The organism is Geodermatophilus marinus, from assembly GCF_003428645.1.
In the GTDB taxonomy this organism is placed as follows: domain Bacteria; phylum Actinomycetota; class Actinomycetes; order Mycobacteriales; family Geodermatophilaceae; genus Geodermatophilus.
Window position 1 is genome coordinate 23,554 of sequence record NZ_QVQH01000031.1, and the last position, 25,312, is coordinate 48,865.

The window sequence follows — 25,312 nt, forward strand, 5'->3', positions numbered from 1 at the left end:
GGCTCAGCGGGTCAGCAGCCCCTGGGCCCGGGCCCGGCGGAGCCAGTCCGGGTACTCGGTCATGAGCCGGTCGAACAGCTCGTCGTCCCCGATCGGCCGCCGTCCCAGGAGCTCGTCGGGGGCGACGGCGAAGAAGTCGGCGTTGTCGGTGAACCGGCCGTCGAGGTCGTCCAGCCGCTGCAGGTAGCTGAACTCCCGCGGCGAGCCGATGCCCATGAACTGCCAGAACACCGGCTCGTAGGACGCCGCCCGCAGCTGCCGGGTCGCGACACCCTTGTCGCTGGGCGCGCCGTCGGTGAGGAACATGACGTACACCGGCACCGCGTCGGGGAGCGGCTCGGCGCGCTCCCCGCTGGAGCCGAAGTAGTGCTTCCGGACGGCGGACATCGCGGCACCGTAACGGGTGTCGTACTCCAGCCGGTGGCGCCTGGTCACGGCGGAGATGAACTCCTGGTGACCGTCCAGTCGCAGGCCGGTCTCGGGCTGGTGCACGTCCTTCCCGAAGAGGAAGACGTCGACCACGCCGTCGTCGTCGAAGCGCAGACCGAGCGCGAGCACCCGCTCGGCCAGCCGCTGGACCGCGCCGGACCGGTAGAGCCGGGCCATCGAGCCGGAGATGTCGAGCACCAGCGCGACCCGGGCGGTGTGCTCCCCCAGGCCGCGCTTCTCGAGGCTGACCCCGGCGGTCTTGACCAGGGAGAGCATCTGCGGGGCCGAGCCGGCCAGCTTCTTCTCCAGGTCCACCAGCCGGCGCTTCTCCGTGCTGACCGGTGCGGCGCCCACCGGTGCGGGGGTGGGGGCGGGCGGCGGCGCGGGAGCCGGCTCGTCGTCGACGTCCACCCCGACGTCGGTGGCCATCCCGGCCAGGCCGGTGGTGAAGCCCCGCCCGACCGCGCGGACCTTCCACTCGGCGCCGCGCCAGTAGACCTCGGCGAAGACCAGCGCGGTCTCCGGCCCCGCGGTCAGCTCGCAGCGCACCGCGGGCGGCGCGCCGGCGTCGGCGGCCACCTCGACCGCCACCGCCGACAGCGCCCCGAACGTGCCCGCGTCCAGGGAGGCGCCGATCACCACCCGCTCGACGTCGGCCGGCAGCCGGGCCGGGTCGATGCGGACCCGGTCCACGGTGGCCGGCCCGAGCGCGGCCTTGCCGAGGTGCGTGACCGCGCCGCCGGCGCCGGTGGGCTGGTTGTAGAACACGAAGTCGGCGTCGCTGCGCACCCGGCCCGCGCCCGTGGTGAGGAAGGCCGACAGGTCGGCGTCCACCCCCGGCGCCGTCCGCCAGGTGAGGGTGACCACGACCGGGCCGGTCAGCCCGGCGGCGGCCAGCCCCACGTTGCCGCCGGGCGTGAGGACGTGGGTCACTTGCGCCCCGACGTCCAGTTCATGCCCCACCCGTAGGCCGCGTCGAGGTCGCGCTGGACCCCGGGCAGGTAGCGCACCTCGCGCTGCACGGTCAGCGCACCACCGGAGGACGACAGCAGCGCGATGGCGCACGAGCGCGCGTTCTGCGCGTGCTCGTCGAGGCGGACCTCGATCGGCGCGGCCTCCTGCGGGAACAGGGTGACCACGGCGTCGGCGGCGGCCCAGTTCGGCACGCCCTCGTAGATGTAGGCGAAGACGAGGATCCGGCGGATCCGGTCCAGGTGGTCGAGGTTGACCACCAGGTTCTCGCCGCCCTCGACCCGGCCGGAGCGGTCGTCGCCGTCGAGCAGGACGTAGGGCGGCTGGTCCAGCGAGCCGAAGGCGTTGCCCAGCGCCTGCACCACGCCCTTGCGGCCGTCGGCGGTCTCCCAGAGGCAGCCGAGGTCGAGGTCGACGGCGGGGCTCTTGGTGAACAGCCCGCGCTTCTGCGCGCCGGCGTTCCAGTTGAGGTTGACGCGCATGCGGCCGCCGGCACCGCGGCCCTTCGTGAGCGAGACCGCAGGCGCGCTCTTGGTCAGCGTCACCTTGCTCATGGAGACGCCGCCCGAGGGGGTGGCGGGGCGCTTGGGCGGGCGGGTGTAGTCGACCATGACGGTCCCTTCCGGTGCGGTGCGGGCGGCTGCGGGCACGGGGGGTCGGCCCGGAGGCGGCTGCCCCCGGGCCGACCCGCGGGATGCGTCAGCCGACGTTGACGCCGAAGTCCTGCGCGATGCCGCGCAGGCCGGAGGCGTAGCCCTGGCCGACGGCGCGGAACTTCCAGTCGGGGCCGTTGCGGTACAGCTCGCCGAACACCATGGCCGTCTCGACCGACGCGTCCTCGGTGAGGTCGTAGCGGGCGATCTCCTGGCCGTTGGCCTGGTTGACCACGCGGATGAAGGCGTTGCGCACGGCGCCGAAGTTCTGCTTGCGCGTGTCCGCGTCGTAGATGGAGACCGGGAAGACGATCTTGTCGCAGTTCGGCGGGACGGCCTGCAGGTCGACCTGGATGACCTCGTCGTCGCCCTCGCCCTGGCCGGTGAGGTTGTCACCGACGTGCACCACGGAGCCGTCGGGGCTGCGCAGGTTGTTGAAGAAGATGAAGCCCGAGTCGTCGGGGGTGACCCGGCCGCCCGGGTCGAGCATGATCGCCGACGCGTCGAGGTCGAAGTCGCCGCCGGAGAAGGTGTTGACGTCCCAGCCCAGGCCCACGTTCACCGCGGTCAGGCCGGGCGCCTCCTTGGTCAGCGAGACGTTGCCGCCCTTGGAGAGGCTGACACCCATGTGGAGAACTCCCAATCGGTCGTCGTGACGCAGCGGCGGTCGCCGCTGCGGGGGTCGGCGGGGGACGACGCCGTCCGGCGTCCACCGGGCGCGCACGCCCGGCTCGGGCCCCCGCCGCCGCTCCCCGCGGCGTGCACCGCGGGGAGCGGACGTTCGTCGGGATCCTGCACCACGCACCGGCGGAGCGACAGGCACCCCGGGCCGACGGGCCGATCCCGTCCGTATCTGGTGGTGCGGTCAGCCGCCGGCGCCGGAGGACGGCCGGTGCCGCCCCTCTCCGGACCGGGCGCGGTCGTCCTCCGCGCCGGTCACGGCGGCGGTGCGGCCGGTCGGCGGCGCGTCGCCCCGGCCCTCGGTGGGCAGCTCGTCGTGGACCTGCGGGGCCGCGACGTGCCGCCCCTCGCGGCCGGCGCCCTTGTCGCCGGCGCCCGTGGGGCTGACCAGCCCGGCCTCGGCGTCCCTGCGGTTCTTGCGCAGGCTCAGCACGGTCGTGATCAGCAGGGTGACCACGATGACCAGCAGGGACAGCCAGGTCGGCACCTCGGGGATGACGGTGACGTGCTCGCCACCGTTGATGAACGGCAGCTCGTTCTCGTGCAGGGCGTGGATGACCAGCTTGATGCCGATGAAGCCGAGGATGACCGACAGGCCGTAGGCCAGGTAGACGAGCCGGTCGAGCAGCCCGTCGATGAGGAAGAACAGCTGGCGCAGGCCCAGCAGGGCGAAGGCGTTGGCCGTGAACACCAGGTAGGTCTCCTGGGTCAGCCCGAAGATCGCCGGGATCGAGTCGACGGCGAAGAGGATGTCGGCGCTGCCGATGGCGACGAGCGCGATGAACAGCGGCGTGATGTACCGCTTGCCGCGCACCTTCGTGACCATCCGGTCGCCGTGGTAGTCCTCCGTGGTCGGCAGGATCCGGCGGGTGAGCCGGAGGAATGCGTTCTCCTTGAACTCCTCCTCCTCGTCGTGGCCGCCGCTCCTGGCCTGCGCCCAAGCGGTGTAGATGAGGAAGCCGCCGAAGATGTAGAAGACCCAGCTGAAGTTCTCGATCGCGGCCGCGCCGAGGAAGATGAAGATCGTCCGCAGGACCAGCGCGAAGGCGATGCCGAACAGCAGCACCTTCTGCTGCAGCTCCCGGGGCACCGCGAAGCTCGCCATGATCAGGACGAAGACGAACAAGTTGTCCACCGAGAGGCTCTTCTCGGTGATGAAGCCGGCGAAGTACTCCCCGCCGAAGGTGGGCCCGGCGAACAGCAGCACGAGCAGGCCGAAGACCAGGGCGATGCCGATGTAGATCGCCGACCAGGTCGCCGACTCGCGCAGCGTGGGAGCGTGCGGGGTGCGGACGTGCCCGTAGAAGTCGAAGACGAGCATGCCGACGATCGCGGCGATCGTGATCGCCCAGACCCAGAACGGGACGTCCATGCGGTGTTACCTCCGGAGAACTGGCGGTTGTCAGCCCGGAGGTCTCTCCCGCCGCCCGGGGAGGCCGGGTGACCGACGGCGCCGGGGGCCGGTCGGCCCCGTGCTGACGACGCTGCCGCAGTGGGGATACTCCCCTCCTCGGGACCCTGCCGCAGCACGACGAGGGACCGTGGGGGCAACGGACGGGTGCCGGACGGTGTTCCCGGCGCGGCGCGGCCCGGGCGCGGCCGGCTCGGCGACCGCCGGCGCCGGTGCGCGGCCGCTGCTCAGGCGTGCGCCGCGTCGAGCTGGCGGAGCTCCTTCTTCAGCTCGGCCAGCTCGTCGCGGAGCCGGGCGGCGACCTCGAACTGCAGCTCCCGGGCGGCGGCGAGCATCTGGTCGTTCACCTGCGCGATGAGGTCGGCCAGCTCGTTGCGCGGCAGGCCGGCCACCTCGATCGACCCCGCCTTGGCCCCCGTCCTCCGGGAGGAGAGGCCGGGCACCGGCGCCTTGCCGCGGGACTGCTGCCGGCCGGAGCCGCCGAGCAGCTCGGTGGCGGCCCTCCCCGTCACGTCGTCGGCGTCCTCCGCGGCGCGGTAGATGCCGTCGAGGATGTCGACGATCTTCTTCCGCAGCGGCTGCGGGTCGATGCCGCGCTCGGCGTTGTAGGCGATCTGCTTCTCCCGGCGCCGGTTGGTCTCGTCGATCGCCTGCGCCATCGACGGGGTGACCGAGTCGGCGTACATGTGCACCTGGCCGGAGACGTTGCGGGCGGCGCGGCCGATGGTCTGGATGAGGGAGGTCCCCGAGCGGAGGAAGCCCTCCTTGTCGGCGTCCAGGATGGCCACCAGCGAGACCTCCGGCAGGTCGAGGCCCTCGCGCAGCAGGTTGATGCCGACCAGCACGTCGTACTCGCCCTGCCGCAGCTCGCGCAGCAGCTCCACCCGGCGCAGGGTGTCGACCTCCGAGTGCAGGTAGCGCACCTTGATGCCGAGCTCGAGCAGGTAGTCGGTGAGGTCCTCGGCCATCTTCTTGGTCAGCGTGGTGACCAGCACCCGCTCGTCCCGCTCGGTCCGCAGCCGGATCTCGTGCACCAGGTCGTCGATCTGGCCCTTGGTCGGCTTGACCACGACCTCCGGGTCGACCAGGCCGGTCGGGCGGATGACCTGCTCGACGACCTCGCCGCCGGTGCGGCCGAGCTCGTAGGGGCCGGGCGTGGCCGAGAGGTAGACGGTCTGGCCGATGCGGTCGGTGAACTCCTCCCACTTCAGCGGCCGGTTGTCCATCGCCGAGGGCAGCCGGAAGCCGTGCTCCACCAGCGTCCGCTTGCGGCTCATGTCGCCCTCGTACATGCCCCCGATCTGCGGCACGGTGACGTGCGACTCGTCGATGACCAGCAGGAAGTCGTCGGGGAAGTAGTCGAGCAGGCAGGAGCCGGCACTGCCGGCCGCGCGGCCGTCGATGTGCCGCGAGTAGTTCTCGATGCCGGAGCAGAAGCCGACCTGGCGCATCATCTCGATGTCGTAGGTGGTGCGCATGCGCAGCCGCTGGGCCTCGAGCAGCTTGCCCTGGCGCTCGAGCTCGGCCAGCCGCTGCTCCAGCTCGGCCTCGATCGAGGTGATGGCGCGCTCCATGCGCTCGGGCCCGGCGACGTAGTGGGTCGCCGGGAAGACGAACAGCTCGTCGACCTCGCGCACGACCTCGCCGGTGAGCGGGTGCAGGTAATAGAGGCGTTCCACCTCGTCGCCGAACATCTCGATGCGGACGGCCAGCTCCTCGTAGACCGGGAACACCTCGACCGTGTCCCCGCGCACCCGGAAGGTGCCGCGGGTGAACGACAGGTCGTTGCGGGTGTACTGCTCGGTGACGAGGGTGCGCAGCAGCTCGTCGCGGTCGCGCTCCTCCCCCACCCGGATGCGCAGCGCGCGGTCGACGTACTCCTGCGGGGTGCCCAGGCCGTAGATGCAGGAGACGGTGGCCACCACGACGACGTCCCGCCGGGTCAGCAGGCTCATCGTCGCCGAGTGGCGCAGCCGCTCGACCTCCTCGTTGATCGAGGAGTCCTTCTCGATGTAGGTGTCGGTCTGCGGGACGTAGGCCTCGGGCTGGTAGTAGTCGTAGTACGAGACGAAGTACTCGACCGCGTTGTCGGGCAGCAGCTCGCGGAACTCGTTGGCCAGCTGCGCGGCGAGGGTCTTGTTCGGCGCCATGACCAGGGTCGGGCGCTGCACCTGCTCGACGAGCCAGGCGGTGGTCGCCGACTTCCCCGTGCCGGTGGCGCCGAGGAGCACGCTGTGGGCCTCCCCGGCCCTGACCCGCTCGGCGAGGGCCGCGATCGCGGCCGGCTGGTCACCCGCGGGCTCGAAGTCGCTGACGACGCGGAAACGCCCCTGGGTGGGCCGGATGTCGGTGGTCGCGCGCACGGGGACGACGGTACGTCGGCGGTGTGACAGGACGGCGGTGTGACGGGAGGGCGCGGGTGGGGCGGCAGGGTACGCGAGGGGTGGCCGGGGCGGTCGGCTTGCCCCCGGTGCTTGCCCCGGGGTATCCGGCCCCCTAGCGTCCCGGACCGCAGGAGCGGACCCGCCGGGGTCCAGCGCCACCCGGGCCGGGCCCGGGCGAGGTCGGACCCCGGTTCCGCTGCCCCGGCCGGACCTGCGCACGACGGCCCCCGCGGGAGGACACCGCGGGGGCCGTCGTCGTCCGGGGAGCCCCTCCGGCGGGCCGTCCGGGGCGCCCGGGCAGGATCGGGGTGAGCGGGATCTCCGCCGCCGCCGCCGGGCCGAGGATTGCGTGCCCGCCGTCGGGGGCACGGGGATCCCGGAGCAGCAGGTGCACCGACCTCCCCGCATCGCACCCGGGGAGGCCACCGGCCCCCACCCCGCGGGGCGCAACGCGCAGGAGGACCCCCCAGATGACCCAGGTGTGGCCCGGTACCGCCTACCCGCTGGGCGCCACGTTCGACGGCACCGGCACCAACTTCGCGATCTTCAGCGAGGTCGCCGAGCGGGTCGAGCTGTGCCTGTTCCACGACGACGGCACCGAGGAGCGGATCCGGCTCCCCGAGATGGACGGCTACGTCTGGCACGCCTTCCTGCCCGGGATCCAGCCCGGCCAGCGCTACGGCTACCGGGTGCACGGCCCGTACGACCCCGCGCAGGGCCTGCGCTGCAACCCGAACAAGCTGCTGCTCGACCCCTACGCCAAGGCCATCGACGGGCAGGTCGACTGGGACCCCTCGGTCTTCGGCTACGACTTCGACAGCGGCGAGCGCAACGACGAGGACTCCGCCCCGCACATGCCGAAGTCCGTCGTCATCAACCCGTACTTCGACTGGGGCGTCGACCGGCCCCCGAAGATCCCGTACCACAAGACGGTCATCTACGAGGCGCACGTCAAGGGCCTCACCATGACCCACCCCGACGTGCCCGACGAGCTGCGCGGCACCTACGCCGGCATCGCCCACCCGGCGGTGGTCAACCACCTGCAGGACCTCGGCGTCACCGCGATCGAGCTCATGCCCGTGCACCAGTTCGTGCAGGACGACACCCTGCAGCAGAAGGGCCTGCGCAACTACTGGGGCTACAACACCATCGGCTTCTTCGCCCCGCACAACGAGTACGCCAGCAACACCGACAACGGCATGCAGGTGCAGGAGTTCAAGGGGATGGTCCGCACCCTGCACGAGGCGGGCATCGAGGTCATCCTCGACGTCGTCTACAACCACACGGCGGAGGGCAACCACCTCGGCCCCACCCTGTCGTTCAAGGGCATCGACAACCGGGCCTACTACCGGCTGGTCGACGACGACCCGACGTACTACATGGACTACACGGGCACGGGGAACTCGCTCAACGCCCGCACCCCGCAGGCGCTGCAGCTGATCATGGACTCGCTGCGCTACTGGGTCACCGAGATGCACGTCGACGGGTTCCGGTTCGACCTCGCCTCGACGCTGGCCCGCGAGCTGCACGCCGTCGACCGGCTCTCGGCCTTCTTCGACCTGGTGCACCAGGACCCGGTCGTCAGCCAGGTCAAGCTCATCGCCGAGCCGTGGGACGTCGGCGAGGGCGGCTACCAGGTCGGCAACTTCCCGGCCCTGTGGACCGAGTGGAACGGCAAGTACCGCGACACCGTGCGCGACTTCTGGCGCGGCGAGGACGCCACGGTGGGCGAGTTCGCCAGCCGGATCACCGGGTCCTCCGACCTCTACCAGCACTCCGGCCGCCGCCCGGTGGCGAGCATCAACTTCGTCACCGCGCACGACGGCTTCACGATGACCGACCTGGTCTCCTACAACGAGAAGCACAACGAGGCCAACGGCGAGGGCAACAACGACGGCGAGAGCCACAACCGCAGCTGGAACTGCGGGGTCGAGGGGCCGACGACCGACAAGAAGGTCGTCGCCCTGCGCGCGCGCCAGCGGCGCAACTTCCTGGCCACGCTGATGCTCAGCCAGGGCGTGCCGATGGTGCTGCACGGCGACGAGCTCGGCCGGACCCAGAAGGGCAACAACAACGGCTACTGCCAGGACTCGGCCCTGACCTGGATCGACTGGGAGCACGTCGACGCCGGGCTGCTGGAGTTCACCCGGCTGGTCACCCGCATCCGGGCCGAGCACCCCACGTTCCGCCGGCGCCGCTTCTTCCACGGCCGGCCGGTGCGCCGCGAGGCCGGTCAGCCGGTGCCGGACATCGCCTGGTTCACCCACGCCGGCGACCTGATGACCGAGGAGGACTGGGACGCCGCCTACGCCAAGTCCATCGGGGTCTACCTCAACGGGCACGGGATCCGCTCGACCGACGAGCGCGGCGAGGACGTCGTCGACGACCACTTCTACCTGGCGTTCAACGCCTGGCACGAGCCGATCGAGTACACCCTCCCGCCGGAGGAGTACGCCCAGTCCTGGACCGTCGTCCTCGACACGGCGGAGATGGGGGACGTCGAGCCGCGCGAGCTCAAGCCGGGTGAGTCCGTCATGCTGCAGGACCGGTCGATGATCGTGCTGTCGGCCAAGCGGCGCTCGTGACGGGCACCGGCACCGACGGCCGGCAGGCGCCCCGCGCCACCTACCGGCTGCAGGTCACCGCGGACCAGACGCTGCACGACGTCGCCGGGCTGGCCGGCTACCTGGCCGATCTCGGCGTCAGCCACGCCTATTCCTCGCCGCTGCTGCGCGCCGCGGCCGGCAGCACGCACGGCTACGACACCGTGGACCACGCGCACGTGGACGAGTCCCGCGGCGGCCGGGAGGGCCTCGACCGGTTCGTGGCCGCCCTGCACGAGCACGGCCTGGGCCTGGTGCTCGACCTGGTGCCCAACCACATGGGCGTCGCCGACCCGGCCGAGGTGCCCTGGTGGTGGGACGTCCTGCGGCACGGGCGGGGCAGCGCGCACGCCGACGCCTTCGACATCGACTGGGAGTTCGGCGGCGGACGGGTGCGCATCCCCGTCCTGGGGTCGGCGGACGACGTCGAGAAGCTCGAGGTGGTCGACGGCGAGCTGCGCTACTACGACAACCGCTTCCCCGTCGCGCCCGGCACCGGGGACGGCACCCCGCAGGAGGTGCACGACCGCCAGCACTACGAGCTGGTCGACTGGCGGCGGGCCGACCGGGACCTCAACTACCGGCGGTTCTTCGCGATCAACACCCTGGCCGGGCTGCGGGTCGAGGACCCCGCCGTCTTCGAGGCCACCCACGCGCTGGTCCGGGAGCTGGTGGAGGGCGGTGCGGTCGACGGGCTGCGGATCGACCACCCTGACGGGCTGGCCGACCCGAAGGGGTACCTGGACCGGCTGGCCGGGATCTCCGGCGGCCGCTGGACTGTCGTGGAGAAGATCCTCGAGCCGGGCGAGGAGCTCCCGGAGAGCTGGGCGGCCGCCGGCACGACGGGCTACGACGCGCTGGCCGAGGTGGGCGACGTCCTGGTCGACCCCGCCGGCGAGGCGGCGCTGACCGCGCTCGACACCGAGCTGGCCGACGGCCCGGTCGACTACCCCCGCCTGGTGCACGACGCCAAGCGGGAGGTGACCGACGGCATCCTCGGGTCGGAGGTCGCCCGGCTGGTGCGGGTGATCGGGGAGCTGCCGGGCATCGACCGGGCCCGGCAGACCGAGGCCCTCGCCGAGCTGCTGGCCTCCTTCCCCGTCTACCGCACCTACCTCCCCGACGGCCGCGAGCACCTGGACGCCACCGTCGCCGCCGTCCGGGACCGGCGCCCCGACCTCACCGCGGCCCTCGACGCCCTCCACCCCGTCCTGGGTCGGGCCGGCACCGAGGCGGCCACCCGCTTCGAGCAGACCAGCGGGCCGGTGATGGCCAAGGGTGTCGAGGACAGCACCTACTACCGGTGGGCGCGGTTCGTGGCGCTCAACGAGGTGGGCGGCGACCCGGCCCGCTTCGGCCGCACGGTCGAGGGGTTCCACGAGGCCCAGGCGCGCCGGCTGGCCCGCGCGCCCCGGTCGATGACCTCGCTGTCGACGCACGACACCAAGCGCAGCGAGGACGTCCGCGCCCGGCTCGCCGTCCTCGCGGAGGTGCCGACCGAGTGGGCGGACCTGGTCCGCGGGTGGCTGTCCCGGCACCCGCTGCCCGACCGGCCGCTGGCCCACCTGGTGTGGCAGAACCTGGTCGGCGCCTGGCCGCTGTCCCGGGAGCGCGCGCACGGCTACGCGGAGAAGGCCGCCCGCGAGGCCGGCACGTCGACCACCTGGACCGACCCCGACGAGGCCTTCGAGGCCCGGCTGCACGCCCTCGTGGACGCCGCGTTCGACGACCCGGCCACCTCCGCCGAGGTGGGGGCGTTCGTCGCCCGGATCGCGCCGTACGGCCGCGCCAACGCGCTGGCGCAGAAGCTGGTGCAGCTCACGATGCCCGGCGTCCCGGACGTCTACCAGGGCACCGAGCTGTGGGACCTCTCGCTGGTCGACCCGGACAACCGCCGGCCGGTCGACTGGGACCTCCGCCGCCGGCTGCTGGCCCGCCTCGACGAGGGCCGGCTGCCGCCGGTGGACGACGAGGGCGCGGCCAAGCTGCTCGTCGTCTCCCGCGCCCTGCGGGCCCGCCGCGACTCCCCGGAGCTGTTCTCCGGGTACGAGCCGGTGACCGCGACCGGGTCCGCGGCCGGGCACGCGGTCGCGTTCGACCGGGGCGGGGCGGTGACGGTGGCGACCCGGCTGCCGGTGGCGCTGGAGGCCGCCGGCGGCTGGGGGGACACCGCGCTGCGGCTGCCGACCGGCTCCTGGCGGGACCTGCTCACCGGAACGCGGATGGTCTCCGACGCCGCCGGCGTGCCCGTCTCCGCGGCGCTCGCCCGGCTGCCCGTCGCGCTCCTCGTCCGAGACTGAGCGGCGCCCGGGGTCCGGGGTCCGGGGTCGGAGGACCCGGGCCCGGGTCCCCGCCCCACCCTGACCAGCACAGGAGGCTCTGCCCGCGTATCCGGGGCGGATACGCGGGCAGAGCCTCCTGTGCCGCGCCCCCCGCCGTCCACCAGTGGGGCGCAGGGGGGCGGTGTCGTCCCCGCGTGACCCGCTCGTTACCTTTGCCGGGCGCCCGCCGCACCGAGGCGGGCGCCGGTGCCGATCCGCCCAACCCCGTCCGTCGGCCACCGCACCACCTGCACCGCTCCAGGACGGGGGCGGGGGACCCACTTCGACGCCCGCGGCCGACGGCCGCCGGCGTCTCGGGGTGAAGCCGCGTCACGCGCGGCCGGGGCACCGATCGCTCCGAACCCGACAGCTCACCTCGCAGGCGGCGGATCGGAGTTCTCCCATGCGCATGTCCACCTCCCTGCTCCGCCGTGCCTTCCTCACGGCGGGTGCGACCGCTGCCGCACTCGGCGTGACGGCCCTTCCCGCCTCCGCGGCCGCGCCGAACGACTGGGACGCCGTCGCCCAGTGCGAGTCCAGCGGCAACTGGGCCATCAACACCGGCAACGGCTACTACGGCGGCCTGCAGTTCAGCCAGAGCACCTGGGAGGGCTTCGGCGGCCTGCAGTACGCCGCCCGGGCCGACCTGGCGACCAAGGCGCAGCAGATCGCCACCGCCGAGCGCACGCTCGACGTCCAGGGCCCGGGTGCCTGGCCGACCTGCGGCACGGCCCTCGACCCGTCGGCCCCCGAGGCGGGCACGGCGGCCGCCGCCCCCGCTCCCGCTCCGGCGCCCGCGCCGGCCCCGGCCGCGGCGTCCGGCGCCACGCACACCGTCGTGGCCGGCGACACGCTCGGGAAGATCGCGGCGCAGCACGGCGTCGCCGGCGGCTGGCAGGCGCTGTACGAGAAGAACAGCGGCGTCCTCAGCAGCCCGCACGTGATCATGCCGGGTCAGGTCCTGGCGCTCTGACCGTGCCGCGGGGCCGCGGGGGGCCGGCGCGCCGGTCCTCCGCGGCCCCGTCCGCGGCCGGGGCGGGGGCGCGCACCGCGGCCAGCGCCGCCGGCCAGTCCGGGTCCTCCCGGTACCCGCTGTGCCCGCCGACACCGGCCACCGCCCGGACGTGCCGCGCAGCCGGCCCGCCGCGCCGGCGACCGCGGCCAGGGCCAGCAGCAGCCCGGCGGCGGCCAGCAGCCTGCCAGGCGGTCAGGTCGACGACGACCAGCGCCGCGGCCAGGGCGAACAGGGCGGTGAGCACGAGCGCGACGGTGCGCAGCAGCGCGCCGCAGAGGGCGTGCACGCCGCGGGCCGCGCCCCGCCCGGGCGGCGGCAGCACGAACTGCGCGGCGTTCACCGCGCCGAAGGGGACCAGCAGCAGCCACAGGCCCTGGCTCCAGGTGCCCGACGTCCACCGGCCCCAGTGGAAGGCCTCGAGCACGCGCCCGTCCGCGGCGCGCACCTCGCGCCCGAGGGCGTCGGCCGGGCGGAAGCAGCGGCTGCGGTCGTCCCCGGGCGACCTCGACGGTGTGCGCGCCGCCCAGCAGGTAGTCCGGTGGCGTCCCGCTGACGCCGTGGACGCGCAGCTCCACCCGCTCGGCCACGGCCTGCCCTCTCTCCGCGGTGGGACGGTTGGCGGTCGGCTCCGCGGGCATGATCGACCCGTCGTCCGCTCCCCGCACCCCCTCCGGAGGCGCCCGCATGTCCGCACCCGCCGAGTTCGCCGTCTGGGCCCCGCTGCCGGAGCGGGTGCGGGTCCAGGTCGACGGCGCCGTGCACGAGATGACGCGGGACGAGCAGGGCTGGTGGCGCGCGAGCGTCGAGGCCGCGCCGGAGGCGGACTACGGGTTCCTGCTCGGCGACGACGACAAGCTCTACCCCGACCCGCGGTCGCGCCGGCAGCCGCAGGGCGTGCACGGCCCGTCCCGCCGGTTCGACCCGGCGGCCCACGCGTGGGGCGACCGCGCGTGGACCGGGCGGCCGCTGGCCGGCGGCGTGGTCTACGAGATGCACGTCGGCACGTTCACCGCCGAGGGGACGCTCGACGCGGCGATCGGGAAGCTCGACCACCTGGTCGACCTCGGCGTCGACTTCGTCGAGCTGCTGCCGGTCAACGGGTTCGACGGCACGCACAACTGGGGCTACGACGGCGTCCTCTGGTACGCGGTGCAGGAGAGCTACGGCGGCCCCGCGGCCTACCAGCGGTTCGTCGACGCCTGCCACCAGCGCGGCCTCGGCGTTCTCCAGGACGTCGTCTACAACCACCTCGGCCCGTCGGGGAACTACCTGCCGCTGTTCATGCCGGTCTTCAGCGAGGGCGGCGCCACCACCTGGGGCAGCTCGGTCAACCTCTCCGGCCCGGACTCCGACGGGGTGCGCCGCTACGTGCTCGACAACGCGCTGATGTGGCTGCGCGACATGCACGTCGACGGGCTGCGCCTGGACGCCGTCCACGCCCTGGTCGACGAGCGGGCCACGCACGTGCTCGAGGAGATGGCGCAGGAGGTCGACCGGCTCTCGGTCGCCGAGGGCCGGCCCCTGACGCTGATCGCCGAGAGCGACCTCAACGACCCGCGGATGGTCACCCCGCGGGTGGCCGGCGGCACGGGCATCCACGCGCAGTGGAGCGACGACTTCCACCACGCGCTGCACGCCGTCCTCACCGGGGAGGGGCAGGGCTACTACGCCGACTTCGCCGCGGCCGGGCCGGCCGGGCTGGCCAAGACGCTGACCGGCGCCTTCTTCCACGACGGGGCGTGGTCCAGCTTCCGCCGGAGGCACCACGGCCGGCCGGTCGACACCGCCCTGCTGCCCGGCTGGAAGTTCCTCGGCTACCTGCAGGACCACGACCAGATCGGCAACCGGGCCGTCGGCGACCGCGTGTCGGCGTCGCTCTCCCCCGGCCTGCTCGCCGTCGGGGCCACGCTGGTGCTCACCAGCCCGTTCACCCCCATGCTGTTCATGGGCGAGGAGTGGGGCGCCGCGACGCCGTGGCAGTTCTTCACCAGTCACACCGACCCGGAGATCGGCCGGGCGACGGCGGAGGGGCGCCGCAACGAGTTCGCCGAGCACGGCTGGGACGCCGACGTGGTGCCCGACCCCCAGGACCCGGAGACCTTCACCCGCTCCAAGCTGGACTGGGGCGAGCCGGAGCGGGCGCCGCACGCCGGGCTGCTGGCGCTGCACCGTGCCCTGCTGGCGCTGCGCCGGGCCCAGCCCGACCTCGTCGACCCCGACCTCTCCCGGGTCGCGGTCGCGTGGGACGACGAGGACCGCTGGCTGGTCGTGCACCGCGGGGCCCTGCGCGTGGTGGTCAACCTGGCCGGCGCCCCGCGCGAGATCGACCTCGACCGGCCGGCCACCGGTGTCCTCCTGGCGACCGGCGCCCACCTCGGCTCCGGCGAGGAGCCCGCCGTGGACGGCCGGACGGTGACGCTGCCCGCCGAGAGCGCGGCCGTGCTCACCACCGCCTGACGTGCGCCGGCTGCTGCCCGCCCCCGGGCCGCTGGACGACGCCGCGCTGGAGGACGACGCCGCGCTGGAGGACGACGCCGCGCTGGCCGACGCCTACCGCCTGCCGGCCGGCCGCTCGGTGCGGGTCAACTTCGTCGTCTCCCTCGATGGGGCGATCACCGTCGAGGGGCGCAGCGAGGGCCTCGGCTCCCTCGGCGACCAGCGGGTGTTCCGGCTGCTGCGGGCGCTGGCCGACGTCGTGCTGGTCGGGCACGGCACGGCGGCCGGCGAGGGGTACCGGCCGGTGGCCGCCGACTCCGCGGTCGGCCGGCTGCGCCGGGAGCTGGGCCGGCCGCCGGTCGCGCCGATCGCGGTCGTCTCCCGGCGGGCGTCGCTGGCGCCGGGCGACCGGCTGGCGGTGGCCCCCACGCTGCTGGTGACCTGCGCCGCGGCCGACCCCGGCCGGCGGGCCGCGCTCGCCGCCGCGGGGGTCGACGTGCTCGTGTGCGGGGACGACGACGTCGACCTGCCCACGGCGCTGGACCTCCTGGCCGACCGGGGCCTGGAGCAGGTGCTGTGCGAGGGCGGCCCGTCGCTGCTCGCCGCGGCGCTGGAGGCGGGGGTGGTCGACGAGCTCGACCTGACGCTGGCGCCGGCGCTGGTCGGCGGGGAGGCCCGGCTGCTGCCCGGCCGGCTGGCGGACGTCGTCCGCCCGCGCCTGGTGCAGCTGCTCGAGGACGACGGCGTCCTGCTCACCCGCTACGCCGTCGGCCGGTCCCCCACCATCCGCACCACGTCCCCGTAGCCCGCCAGCCGCCCGTCCGCGGTCAGCAGGACAGCGCCCTCCGCGACCGCCTGGGCGACGAGGAGCCGGTCGAACGGGTCGCGGTGGACGTCGGGCAGGTGCTCGACCCCGGCGGCGTGCTCGGGGGTGACCGGTAGGTGCTCGAGGACCAGCTCGGTCGTGACGCGACGCGTCCACGTCCGGACGTCTGTCCCGACGGAGAGCGTGCCCAGGCGCTGTTTGATCGCCAGCTCCCACACGCACACCGCCGAGAGCAGGCGCTGGTCCGCATCGAGCAGCAGCTGCCGGGCCGCGCCCAGCCGGACCGACTGGTGGGTGGCCCAGACGACGACGTGGGTGTCGAGGAGGACCTTCACTCCTCGCCCTCGAACGCCCGCTGCAGGTCCTCGGGCAGGTCGTCGAAGTCGTCGGCGATCCACACGTTGCCGCGGTCGAAGTCGAAGTTGGGTGTCCGCCGGGCCGGCCCGACCAGCCTCGCCACCACCCGGCCACGATTGGTGATCTCGACCTCCTCACCCGCCGCGACCCTCTCCAGCAGCCGCGACAGGTGCGTCTTGGCCTCGTGCACCCCGACCGACGTAGTCATGTGACCTAGTCTATTCGCGGCGGCACGTGTCGTCCCGCGGAGCGCCCGAACCGGTGACGACGGAGTCGGTGCGCTCCGGTCGTGGTCGCCTGCTGCTTGACTGACCGCCATGGACCTGCCCCTCCTCCCGCCGGTCAAGCCGATGCTGGCCAAGGCGGTCACGACGCTGCCCGTCGCCGACGGCCTCTACTACGAGCCGAAGTGGGACGGCTTCCGCTGCATCGTCTTCCGCGACGGCGACGAGGTGGAGCTGGGCAGCCGCAACGAGCGGCCGATGACCCGCTACTTCCCGGAGGTGGTCGCGGCGGTCAAGGAGGCCCTGCCCGAGCGCTGCGTGGTGGACGGCGAGATCGTCGTCCCGCAGGGCGACCGGCTGCACTTCGAGGCGCTGCTGCAGCGCATCCACCCCGCCGAGTCGCGGGTCAACCTCCTGGCCGAGCAGACCCCGGCCTCGTTCGTCGCCTTCGACCTGCTCGCCCTCGGCGACGAGTCGCTCGTGGAGACCCCGTTCGGGCAGCGGCAGGCCCGGCTGCGGGAGGTGGTCACCGGCACCGGCTCGGTGCACGTCACCGCGATCACCCAGGACCCCGCCACCGCGCAGCGGTGGTTCCAGGAGTTCGAGGGGGCCGGCCTGGACGGGGTGCTCGCCAAGCCCGCCGACCTGCCCTACGGCCCTGACCAGCGGCTGATGACCAAGGTCAAGCACGTGCGCACCGCCGACTGCGTGGTCGCCGGGTTCCGCTGGCACAAGAGCGGCCCGGTCGTCGGGTCGCTGCTGCTGGGCCTCTACGACTCCGACGGCGGGCTGCAGCACATCGGGGTGGCGGCGTCCTTCCCCATGAAGCGGCGGGCCGAGCTGGTCCGCGAGCTGGCCCCGTACCGGGCCGGCGCGCTCGACGGGCACCCCTGGCAGGACTGGGCGAACGCCCAGGTCAACGGCGACGGCGAGCACCGGATGCCCGGGGCGCAGAGCCGCTGGAACGCCGGCAAGGACCTCTCCTGGGTGCCGCTGCGACCCGAGCTCGTGGTCGAGGTCAAGTACGACCAGCTGGAGGGCCGGCGGCTGCGGCACACCGGGCACTTCCTGCGCTGGCGGCCCGACCGGGAGCCGCGCAGCTGCACGTACGACCAGCTCGAGGTCCCGGTCCGGTACGACCTCGCCGAGGTCTTCGCCGGCTGAGACCTCGCCGGGGTCTTCGCCGGCCGGGACCTCGCCGGGGTCTTCGCCGGCCGGCACGCCGGGCGCCGACTGTGATCCTGGTGACGCTGCGGCCCCTGCGGTGCCGGCGGGACCGCGAGGTCAGCGGCCGGGTCGGCGGGGTCCTTCGCGGCCAGGGCGTCTGCACCGCCGCCGTCGGCCACCTACCCTCGACGATCATGCGCCTGTCCCGCGGTCTGCTGGCCGCTGCCTCCGGCCTGCTCCTGGCCGTCACCGGCTGCTCGTCCGCCGGTGACGAGCCGGCCGCCTCCGCACCGTCGTCGACGTCGTCCGCGCCGGCCGAGGCGATCGCCCAGGACATCCGGTGGACGCCCTGCGACGAGCAGATCGACCCGCTGATCGCCGGGACGCCGGGCAGCGAGCGCGACCTCGCCTTCGAGTGCGGCAGCACCGAGGTGCCGATCAGCTACGAGGAGCCCGACGGCGCCACGCTGCCGCTGTTCCTCGTCCGGGCGCGGCTGGCCGGTCAGACCGACCGCATCGGCTCCCTGCTGGTCAACCCCGGCGGGCCGGGCGGGTCCGGCGCCGACGCGGCGATCGGCTCGGCCCTGACGCTGCCGGAGGACGTGCTGCGCCGCTTCGACCTGATCGGCTTCGACCCGCGCGGGGTGGGCCTGTCCACCCCGGTCGAGTGCGTCCCGGCGGAGCTGAAGGACCGGCTGGTCGCCGCCGAGCCGCGGCCGACCACCGAGGAGCAGCTCGACGAGACCTTCGCCCTCGCGCAGGAGGTCGCCGACGGCTGCGCCGAGGAGTACGGCGACGCGCTCGGCACCTTCAACACCGTCGACACCGCCCGGGACATGGACCTGCTGCGCCAGTCCCTGGGCGACGAGCAGCTGACCTACCTCGGCTACTCCTACGGCACCACGCTGGGTTCGACCTACGCCGAGCTGTTCCCGGAGAACGTGCGCGCGCTCGTGCTCGACGCCGCGGTCGACCCCGACACCGACCCGGTGACCGACGCCGAGACCAGCGCCGCCTCCTTCGAGGCCGGCTTCGACGCCTTCGCGGCCAACTGCACGAAGCTGGTATCGGGGTGCCCGCTGGGGGACGACCCGCGCCGGTTCGTGCAGGACCTGCTGGCGCAGGCCGCGCAGGCGCCGATCCCGAGCGCGCGCGAGGGCGAGACGCGGCAGGCCACCCCCGGCGTCGTCCTCACCGCCGTGCAGGCCGCGCTGTACGACACCGGCGCGTGGCCGCAGCTGGCGCAGGGCCTCGCGGCCGCGCAGCAGGGCGACTCCCAGCAGCTGTTCTCCCTGGCCGACAGCTACTACGGCCGGCTGCAGGACGGCACGTGGTCCAACCTCATCGACGCCAACCTGGCGGTCAACTGCGCCGACAGCGACCCCGACGAGCAGGTCGACGAGCAGCGGGTGCGCGAGCTGGCCGCCGACTGGGGTCAGCGCTACCCGCTCTTCGGCGCGGGCTCGGCGACCGGCCTCCACACCTGCTCGGTCTGGGAGGCCGAGCACACGCCGCTGCCGGAGCGGGACGCCGCGGGGGCCGCGCCGATCCTGGTGGTCGGGAACACCGGCGACCCGGTGACCCCGCTGACGGGCGCGCAGGACCTCGCCGAGGAGCTCGAGTCCGGCGTGCTGCTCACCTGGGAGGGGCAGGGCCACACCGCCTACCCGAAGACCGACTGCGTCACCCAGGCGGTGGGTTCCTACCTCGTCGACCTGGTGGTCCCGCAGGACGGGCTGACCTGCCCGGCCTGACTCCCCTAGGGTCCGCGGGGTGAGCTCCTCCCCCGGGTCCGGTCGGTGATGGCGTCGTCGAAGGACGCCGTCCTGCTGCAGGTCGACGGCCGGGAGGTGCGGGTCTCCAACCCGGAGAAGCCGTACTTCGCCGAGCGCGGGATCCGCAAGATCGACGTCGTCGAGTACTTCCTCTCTGTCGGCGACGGGGTCCTGGCCGCCCTGCGGGACCGGCCGACGACGCTGGAGCGCTGGCCGGGCGGGGTGTTCGAGGGGGCGCGGCTGTCGACGCGGGTGGACAACACCGGCGACGCCTTCTACCAGAAGCGGGTGCCGAAGAACGCCCCCGACTGGGTGCCGACCGCGCACATCACCTTCCCGAGCGGGCGGACGGCGGACGAGATCGCACCCGACTCGGTCGCCGTCGTCGCGTGGTGCGCCAACCTCGGGACGCTCACCTTCCACCCGTGGCCGGTGGACAAGACCGACGTCGAGTCGCCGAACCAGCTCCGCATCGACCTCGACCCGCAGCCGGGCACCGACTTCGCCGACGCCGTGCGGGTGGCCCCGCACGTCCGGGAGCTGCTGGGCGAGTTCGGCATGCAGGGCTGGCCGAAGACCTCCGGCGGGCGCGGGGTGCACGTCTACGTGCCCATCCAGCCGCGGTGGACCTTCACCGAGGTCCGCCGCGCGGTGATCGCCTTCGGCCGCGAGCTGGAGCGCCGGCTGCCCGACCAGGTGACCATGTCGTGGTGGAAGGAGGAGCGCGGCGAGAAGATCTTCATCGACTACAACCAGATGGCCCGGGACCGCACGATCGCCAGCGCCTACTCCATCCGGCCCCGGCCGCACGCGCCGGTGTCGGCGCCGGTCGACTGGGACGAGCTGCCCGACGTCCGGCCCGAGGACTTCGACGTCCTCACCATGCCCGCCCGGTTCCGCGAGGTCGGCGACAAGCACGCCGGCCTGGCCGAGCACGCCTTCGGCATCGAGCCGCTGCTGGAGCTGGCCGACCGCCAGGCGAGGGACGACGACCTCGGCGACCTGCCCTACCCGCCGGACTACCCGAAGATGCCGGGCGAGCCGATGCGGGTCCAGCCGAGCCGGGCTAAGCGCCCTACCAGCGAGAACGAGTGATCCCGACGCTTTCGCGGGCCTAGCACAGCGCTCACTCGCCCGATAACCTGCCGCCGTGGCGATCCGGCTCGAGGACCTGCTGGCGTCCTTCCGGCGGCACCTCCGGGCCGCCGCCAAGGCGCCCCGGACCATCGAGCTGTACGGCCAGAGCGTCGAGTACTTCAGCCGCTGGCTCGCCGATCGCAGCCGGCCGGCGACACTGGACGAGCTGACCAGGCACGCGATCAGCGCCTGGCTGGCGGAGCTCGCCGAGACGTGCGAGCCCTCCACCGTCGGCACCCGGCTGCGCGGGATGCGCCGGTTTTGCCGCTGGCTGGTCACTGAAGGGGAACTGGAGAAGGCCCCCACCGACGGCATCGAGATCCCCAGCCCGCCCGATAAGCCGGTGCCGATCCTCACCGACGACGAGATCGCCGCCCTGCTGAAGGCCTGCGCGGTCGGCCGCGGCCGGCCCGGGAGCTTCGACCGCACCGTGTTCCTCGGGCGTCGAGACGAGGTCGTCCTGCGCCTGCTGCTCGACACCGGCGTACGGGTCTCGGAGCTGTGCGGCCTTGAGCTGACCGACGTCGACCTCGACCGGGAGCTGGCCTACGTCACCGGCAAGGGCTCCCGTCCGCGGGTGGTGCCCTTCGGTGCGAAGACCGCGCAGGCGGTGGACCGCTACCTGCGGGTGCGAGCGCTGCACCCGCACGCTCGGTCGACGCGGCTGCTGCTGGGCCAGCGTGGCCCGATGACGCCCGATGGCGCCCGCGACGTCCTCCACATCCGAGCGGCGCAGGCCGGGGTCGCCGACGTGCACCCGCACCGCTTCCGGCACACCTTCGCCCACCGCTGGCTGGCCGGAGGAGGACAGGAGCGGGACCTGATGATGCTCGCCGGTTGGCGCTCGGACGACATGCTGTCCCGCTACGCCGCCTCGACAGCGGTCGAGCGCGCGCACGACGCGCACCGGCGTCTCGGCCTCGGAGATCGACTGTGAGCCGGTGTTCCCCGTGACGTGACCCCGCTGCTAGCCCGACCTGCACGCATCACACCACGGGGTCTTGCCGGCATGGGCTAGACCGACACGATACGCTTTGGCTTGACAGCAGGGGGTGACGATATGGGCCTTGCGGCGCTGCCTGCGCGCCATGGAGAGTGCCGCTGCCGCCCCGACCCGGACGAACTGCCAGAGCCCCTCCTCCACACGCACCTCGAGGATCAGAACATCGCCCCGCCCTTGGCCGTTCTCGGCGTCGGGTACGAACTCAAGACCTGGCGGGCCGACGCCCTCGCCAACCACATCCTCGACTGGGTACTCGACTTCGCGCTGCGGCCCGAGGAGCGGCGTCCGTTGAACCCGGGCCGAGCCCGTGCGGTCATGCGTCGCGCAGTTGAGGCGACGTTCGGCAACGGCACGGATCGCGGCGTGCCGGGCGAGATCCTGCTGCATGCCGTCTGCCGCCAGTTTTTCGGCAGTGACACTGTCATCAGCAAGGTCTTCTTCAAGACCGCCGACAACGACACCTACAAGGGGTTCGACGGCGTCCACTGCGTGCACAACCACCTTGACGAACTGGAACTGTGGCTCGGCGAGGCCAAGTTCTATCGCAGCCTCGAATCCGCGATCCGAGCCGCGCTGGACGACCTGGAGGAGCACCTGCGCCGCGGCTACCTCCGCAACGAGTTCGCCATCGTGGCGGAGAAGATTGACGACAGCCACCCGCACGCCGACGAGCTGCGACGGCTCATGCACCCCCACACCTCGCTCGATGAGGTGTTCGACCGCATCGTCGTCCCCGTGCTGATTGCGTACGACAGCGACGCGACGAGCAAGCACGAGAGGCTCTGCCCCGAATACCACGAGGCCTTGGAGGCCGAGGCACGGCGCGCGTGGCTGCGGTTCTCCCGCGGCGTCGACGCCGCCCTCCCCGTTACCGTGCGCTTGTTCTTGGTGCCGATGGCCGACACGACCGCGCTTCTCGCCGCCCTGCACGAGGAATTGGGCCGTTGAGTGTGACTTTCACGGAGGCCCGCGGCCTCGTCGCGCGGGGGGACCTCGCCGGAAACAACACCTTCGACGTCCTTGTCGCAGTCGCTCGCCGCGGCTCGGTCGGCGACCGGGACCAGGCCCGTGAACTGCTCATCCGGCTGCTCGCACGGCGTAACAAGATTCCTCCCGGCGCCGACGGTCTCCTTCAGGCCCTCGTCCGCGAGCACGGCCTATACCCCTACCTCCGAGACGTTGTGGAACTGTCGGTCGCCGACCGCCTCGCCTACGAGGCGCACCGCCCCGAAAGCATGACGGACGACCGCATCGTCTTCCACACCGAGCAGGCGCTCGTCTATGAGCGCCTCCTTGCTGGAGAAAACGTCGTGCTCTCCGCGCCCACCAGCTTTGGCAAGAGCCTCGTCGTCGACGCCATTCTCGCGCGGCAGGACTTCCGCAACGCCGCCGTCGTCGTCCCCACCATCGCCCTCATGGATGAGTGCCGTCGCCGGATGTCCAGGCTTGACCATAAGTACAAGATCGTGACACACGGATCGCAGGCCCTTGAGGCAAGGAACCTGTTCGTCATGACGCAGGAACGGCTGCTCGAGGTCCGCGAGCTGCCGCCGCTGGACTTCTTTGTCATCGACGAGTTTTACAAGCTCGACCCTGCTCACAGCGACGAGCGATCGAACCGTCTCAACATCGTGTTCCATCGGTTGCTGAACACTGGCGCGCAGTACTACCTACTAGTGCTCCGTAACTGACGCGGTTGGTGTCTTGCGGCGTCGCGGGTCGGTGGCCTTGGCGATGACCGTGTCGGGGTCCTTGGTCCAGGTGAACGGAGCGCAGCGGTCGTTCCAGGCGGCGATGAACCGCTCGATCGCGGCGATCAGGTCGGTGACGGTCGGGAAGTTGCCGCGGCGCAGCGCCTGGCGGGTGATGATCGAGAAGAATGCCTCCACTAGATTCAGCCAGGATCCCGAGGTCGGGGTGAAGTGCAGCGTCACCCGGGGATGACGACCCAACCAGGCCCGCACCGCCGGGTGCTTGTGGGTGGCCAGGTTGTCGACCACCACGTGCAGCTCGCGGCGCGGATAGGCGGCGGCCACCTGCTTGAGGAAGGCCAGGAACTCCTGGTGCCGATGCCGCTCGGTGCACGCCTCGGTGACCTTGCCGGTGGCCACCTCCAGCGCTGCGAACAGCGTGGTGGTGCCGTGCCGGACGTAGTCGAAGCTGGCCGCCGCCGGATGCCCGGGTCGCACCGGCAGCGTGGGGGCGGTCCGCTCCAGCGCCTGGATCTGCGGCTTCTCGTCCACGCAGAGCACCACGGCCTTCTCGGGTGGATGTAGGTACAGCCCGACGACGTCGCGGATCTTGCCCTCGAGCTCGGGGTCGGTGGAGAACTTGAACGTCGCCGCCCGCCACGGTTGCACGCCGAAGCGGTGCCAGATCCGGGCGATGGTGGCGTGCGAGATGGGCGTGCCCTCACCGGCCAACGCCACGGCCAGCAGCCGCGAGGACCAGTGCGTGGCCCCGAACTGGGCCGGCGGCTCGGTCAGCGTCAGCTCCAGCACCCGATCGCGCAGCGCCTCGGGCAACTGCGCCGGCTTGCCCGGCCGGGGCAGGGCCTCCAGTCCGGCCAGGCCGTGCTCGGCGTAGCGCCCGCGCCAGGTCACCACCGTGCCCTCGGCGCAGCCGACGATCGCCGCGATCTGCTTGCCCGGCACACCGTCGGCGGCCAGCAGCACGATCCGCGCCCGCTCAACCACCCGGGCCGGCGCTCCCTTGTCCCGCACCCGCCGCTCCAGCTCCCGCCGATCGGCCTCCGCTACCTCGACCGTCCGCACATGTGCAGGCATAAGAAATGGTCGGCCCCGCGGCGTGATCACATCAACCAGGACCGCGACGGAGCACTAGATCTGGAGACCGAGTATTGGAGGCTGCTGGCCTCCGGCGTCGGCACGGTGGTGGCGTGCAAGCTGCTGGGCATCGGCCGCAAGACCGGCTACCGCTGGCCCCGAGAACGGCGGCCTACCGCCGGCGCGGCTGGCCGAGTCCTCCCGCTCCACCCGGTTCCTCTCCCTACTGGAGCGCCAACGGGTCGCCACCCTGCGCGGCCGCGGACTCGGCGTCCGCGAGATCGCCCGCCGACTGGGCCGGGCCCCGTCGACGATCAGCCGGGAGCTGCGCCGTCTACGGCCACACGACCGGGGCATCTACGACGGCGACCTGGCCCACGCCCGGGCCCGCGAGGAGGCGCCGGCCGCGGCGACCGCTGCTGGCCCGTGAGCCCGAGCTGCGCCGCATCGTGCAGGACAAGCTGGAACTGGAGTGGAGCCCGGCGCAGATCGCCGCCCACCTCCGCGAGGCCTATCCCAACCGGAGCGAGTGGCACCTGTGCCACGAGACCATCTACCAGGCCCTCTACCACGGCGGAAAGGGCGGCCTGAGCAGGACGTTGACCAAGAAGCTGCGCACCGGCCGGCCGCTGCGCCGGCGCCGTCGCAGCGCGGTGGCCCGGTCGCTCGTTTCCTCGCTCCGGCTCGGCTCATCGACCAGCGTCCCGCGGAGGTCGAGCAGCGCACCCGGATCGGGGACTGGGAGGGCGACCTGATCGTCGGGCGGATGAGCCGCTCGGCGATCGGGACCCTCGTCGACCGCCGCACCGGCTTTCTGCGCCTGGTGCACCTACCCGATGGACACGGCGCCGAGCAGCTGCGCGTGGCGATGCCGCCGGTCCTGGCCGCGGTGCCGGCCCTGGCCCGGCAGACATTGACCTGGGACCAGGGCTCGGAGATGGCCCGCCATGATCAGCTGTCGGAGTTCTTCGCCGAGGGCATCTTCTTCGCCCACCCCGGCAGCCCTGACGGCGCTCAGGTGAATCTCCCCAGAGCTGCTCACTGAAAGTCCCCACCCGTGGAGCTCCGCCAGAGACGGCGGGGGCTCCTCCGAGGATGGCGGTCTCTGACCACCGCACCACCTCGAAGGAGC

At 73.0% G+C, this 25,312-nt stretch carries 23 protein-coding genes and 1 riboswitch; of the genes, 14 read left to right on the forward strand and 9 right to left on the reverse strand.

Annotated features, from left to right (window positions below; all coding sequences use genetic code 11):
* Nucleotides 1-3: 3 nt before the first annotated feature.
* From D0Z06_RS22185 to uvrB, 5 genes are all read right to left on the reverse strand, one after another.
* A complete protein-coding gene (locus D0Z06_RS22185; protein WP_158580058.1) occupies nt 4-1,362 on the reverse strand; it encodes a VWA domain-containing protein in 1,359 nt (452 codons plus the stop codon).
* Nucleotides 1,359-2,012, reverse strand: a complete 654-nt coding sequence (locus tag D0Z06_RS22190) for a TerD family protein (RefSeq protein WP_117379724.1) — start codon at nt 2,010-2,012, stop codon at nt 1,359-1,361. Before D0Z06_RS22190 ends, D0Z06_RS22185 begins: the two co-directional genes overlap by 4 nt.
* An 88-nt stretch (nt 2,013-2,100) precedes the next feature.
* Nucleotides 2,101-2,682: a TerD family protein gene (locus D0Z06_RS22195; protein WP_117379725.1), complete on the reverse strand. Its 582-nt coding sequence runs from the start codon at nt 2,680-2,682 to the stop codon at nt 2,101-2,103.
* A gap of 237 nt (nt 2,683-2,919) precedes the next feature.
* Nucleotides 2,920-4,107, reverse strand: a complete 1,188-nt coding sequence (locus tag D0Z06_RS22200; protein WP_117379726.1) for a TerC family protein — start codon at nt 4,105-4,107, stop codon at nt 2,920-2,922.
* Between the two features lie 266 nt (nt 4,108-4,373).
* Entirely contained in the window at nt 4,374-6,509 is a 2,136-nt protein-coding gene (uvrB, locus tag D0Z06_RS22205) for an excinuclease ABC subunit UvrB (protein ID WP_117379727.1), read from the reverse strand.
* Between the two features lie 491 nt (nt 6,510-7,000).
* Here uvrB and glgX point away from each other — a divergent pair, with 491 nt between their 5' ends.
* The 3 genes from glgX to D0Z06_RS26995 all read left to right on the forward strand — a co-directional run bounded on the left by glgX (nt 7,001) and on the right by D0Z06_RS26995 (nt 12,427).
* Nucleotides 7,001-9,115: a glycogen debranching protein GlgX gene (gene glgX, locus D0Z06_RS22210; RefSeq protein ID WP_117379728.1), complete on the forward strand. Its 2,115-nt coding sequence runs from the start codon at nt 7,001-7,003 to the stop codon at nt 9,113-9,115.
* Entirely contained in the window at nt 9,112-11,433 is a 2,322-nt protein-coding gene (gene treY / locus D0Z06_RS22215) for a malto-oligosyltrehalose synthase (protein ID WP_117379729.1), read from the forward strand. Before glgX ends, treY begins: the two co-directional genes overlap by 4 nt.
* A gap of 262 nt (nt 11,434-11,695) precedes the next feature.
* Nucleotides 11,696-11,854: riboswitch (cyclic di-AMP (ydaO/yuaA leader) on the forward strand.
* Nucleotides 11,855-11,857: 3 nt separating this feature from the next.
* Entirely contained in the window at nt 11,858-12,427 is a 570-nt protein-coding gene (locus D0Z06_RS26995; protein ID WP_117379730.1) for a LysM peptidoglycan-binding domain-containing protein, read from the forward strand.
* Here D0Z06_RS26995 and D0Z06_RS22225 read toward each other — a convergent pair.
* Nucleotides 12,399-12,893 carry a hypothetical protein gene (locus D0Z06_RS22225; RefSeq protein WP_117379731.1) on the reverse strand — a complete coding sequence of 165 codons (495 nt, stop codon included), beginning with the start codon at nt 12,891-12,893 and terminating at the stop codon, nt 12,399-12,401. The genes D0Z06_RS26995 and D0Z06_RS22225 overlap by 29 nt on opposite strands.
* Nucleotides 12,894-13,153: 260 nt before the next feature.
* Between D0Z06_RS22225 and treZ the strand changes: the two genes are divergently transcribed.
* On the forward strand, nt 13,154-14,926 hold the full coding sequence (treZ, locus tag D0Z06_RS22230; protein WP_117379732.1) for a malto-oligosyltrehalose trehalohydrolase: 1,773 nt from the start codon (nt 13,154-13,156) through the stop codon (nt 14,924-14,926).
* A gap of 1 nt (nt 14,927) precedes the next feature.
* Nucleotides 14,928-15,710, forward strand: a complete 783-nt coding sequence (locus tag D0Z06_RS22235) for a dihydrofolate reductase family protein (protein ID WP_117379733.1) — start codon at nt 14,928-14,930, stop codon at nt 15,708-15,710.
* Here D0Z06_RS22235 and D0Z06_RS22240 read toward each other — a convergent pair.
* Both D0Z06_RS22240 and D0Z06_RS22245 read right to left on the reverse strand, forming a co-directional pair.
* Entirely contained in the window at nt 15,665-16,066 is a 402-nt protein-coding gene (locus D0Z06_RS22240; protein ID WP_117379734.1) for a type II toxin-antitoxin system VapC family toxin, read from the reverse strand. The genes D0Z06_RS22235 and D0Z06_RS22240 overlap by 46 nt on opposite strands.
* Nucleotides 16,063-16,296 carry a type II toxin-antitoxin system Phd/YefM family antitoxin gene (locus D0Z06_RS22245; protein WP_117379735.1) on the reverse strand — a complete coding sequence of 78 codons (234 nt, stop codon included), beginning with the start codon at nt 16,294-16,296 and terminating at the stop codon, nt 16,063-16,065. The genes D0Z06_RS22240 and D0Z06_RS22245 overlap by 4 nt, the downstream gene beginning before the upstream one ends.
* 109 nt (nt 16,297-16,405) lie before the next feature.
* On the opposite strand from D0Z06_RS22245, the gene D0Z06_RS22250 reads away from it, so the two are divergent.
* The 6 genes from D0Z06_RS22250 to D0Z06_RS22275 all read left to right on the forward strand — a co-directional run bounded on the left by D0Z06_RS22250 (nt 16,406) and on the right by D0Z06_RS22275 (nt 23,085).
* Nucleotides 16,406-17,476: an ATP-dependent DNA ligase gene (locus tag D0Z06_RS22250; RefSeq protein ID WP_117379736.1), complete on the forward strand. Its 1,071-nt coding sequence runs from the start codon at nt 16,406-16,408 to the stop codon at nt 17,474-17,476.
* Between the two features lie 80 nt (nt 17,477-17,556).
* The gene (locus tag D0Z06_RS22255) at nt 17,557-19,233 is read left to right on the forward strand and encodes an alpha/beta hydrolase (protein ID WP_233517891.1); all 1,677 of its coding nucleotides are present in this window, start codon (nt 17,557-17,559) and stop codon (nt 19,231-19,233) included.
* A gap of 48 nt (nt 19,234-19,281) precedes the next feature.
* Nucleotides 19,282-20,349 carry a DNA polymerase domain-containing protein gene (locus D0Z06_RS22260; protein WP_117379737.1) on the forward strand — a complete coding sequence of 356 codons (1,068 nt, stop codon included), beginning with the start codon at nt 19,282-19,284 and terminating at the stop codon, nt 20,347-20,349.
* Between the two features lie 55 nt (nt 20,350-20,404).
* Complete coding sequence (locus tag D0Z06_RS22265) at nt 20,405-21,328, forward strand: tyrosine-type recombinase/integrase (RefSeq protein WP_117379738.1); 924 nt, start codon at nt 20,405-20,407, stop codon at nt 21,326-21,328.
* 123 nt (nt 21,329-21,451) lie between these two features.
* Complete coding sequence (locus tag D0Z06_RS22270; RefSeq protein ID WP_117379739.1) at nt 21,452-22,342, forward strand: HamA C-terminal domain-containing protein; 891 nt, start codon at nt 21,452-21,454, stop codon at nt 22,340-22,342.
* A gap of 2 nt (nt 22,343-22,344) precedes the next feature.
* Nucleotides 22,345-23,085, forward strand: coding sequence for a DEAD/DEAH box helicase (locus D0Z06_RS22275; protein WP_117379740.1), 741 nt, complete (start codon nt 22,345-22,347; stop codon nt 23,083-23,085).
* On the opposite strand, the gene D0Z06_RS22280 is transcribed toward D0Z06_RS22275, so the two are convergent.
* Nucleotides 23,068-24,180 carry an IS630 family transposase gene (locus D0Z06_RS22280; RefSeq protein ID WP_117379741.1) on the reverse strand — a complete coding sequence of 371 codons (1,113 nt, stop codon included), beginning with the start codon at nt 24,178-24,180 and terminating at the stop codon, nt 23,068-23,070. The two genes, D0Z06_RS22275 and D0Z06_RS22280, sit on opposite strands and share 18 nt — an antisense overlap.
* A gap of 187 nt (nt 24,181-24,367) precedes the next feature.
* Here D0Z06_RS22280 and D0Z06_RS27225 point away from each other — a divergent pair, with 187 nt between their 5' ends.
* The 3 genes from D0Z06_RS27225 to D0Z06_RS26585 are packed head-to-tail and all read left to right on the forward strand — an operon-like array spanning nt 24,368 to nt 25,225.
* Nucleotides 24,368-24,610, forward strand: coding sequence for a helix-turn-helix domain-containing protein (locus D0Z06_RS27225; RefSeq protein ID WP_370453379.1), 243 nt, complete (start codon nt 24,368-24,370; stop codon nt 24,608-24,610).
* A 19-nt stretch (nt 24,611-24,629) separates the two neighbouring features.
* Nucleotides 24,630-24,935 carry a hypothetical protein gene (locus tag D0Z06_RS26580; RefSeq protein ID WP_233517894.1) on the forward strand — a complete coding sequence of 102 codons (306 nt, stop codon included), beginning with the start codon at nt 24,630-24,632 and terminating at the stop codon, nt 24,933-24,935.
* Nucleotides 24,911-25,225 carry an IS30 family transposase gene (locus D0Z06_RS26585; RefSeq protein ID WP_233517893.1) on the forward strand — a complete coding sequence of 105 codons (315 nt, stop codon included), beginning with the start codon at nt 24,911-24,913 and terminating at the stop codon, nt 25,223-25,225. Before D0Z06_RS26580 ends, D0Z06_RS26585 begins: the two co-directional genes overlap by 25 nt.
* Nucleotides 25,226-25,312: the final 87 nt, after the last annotated feature.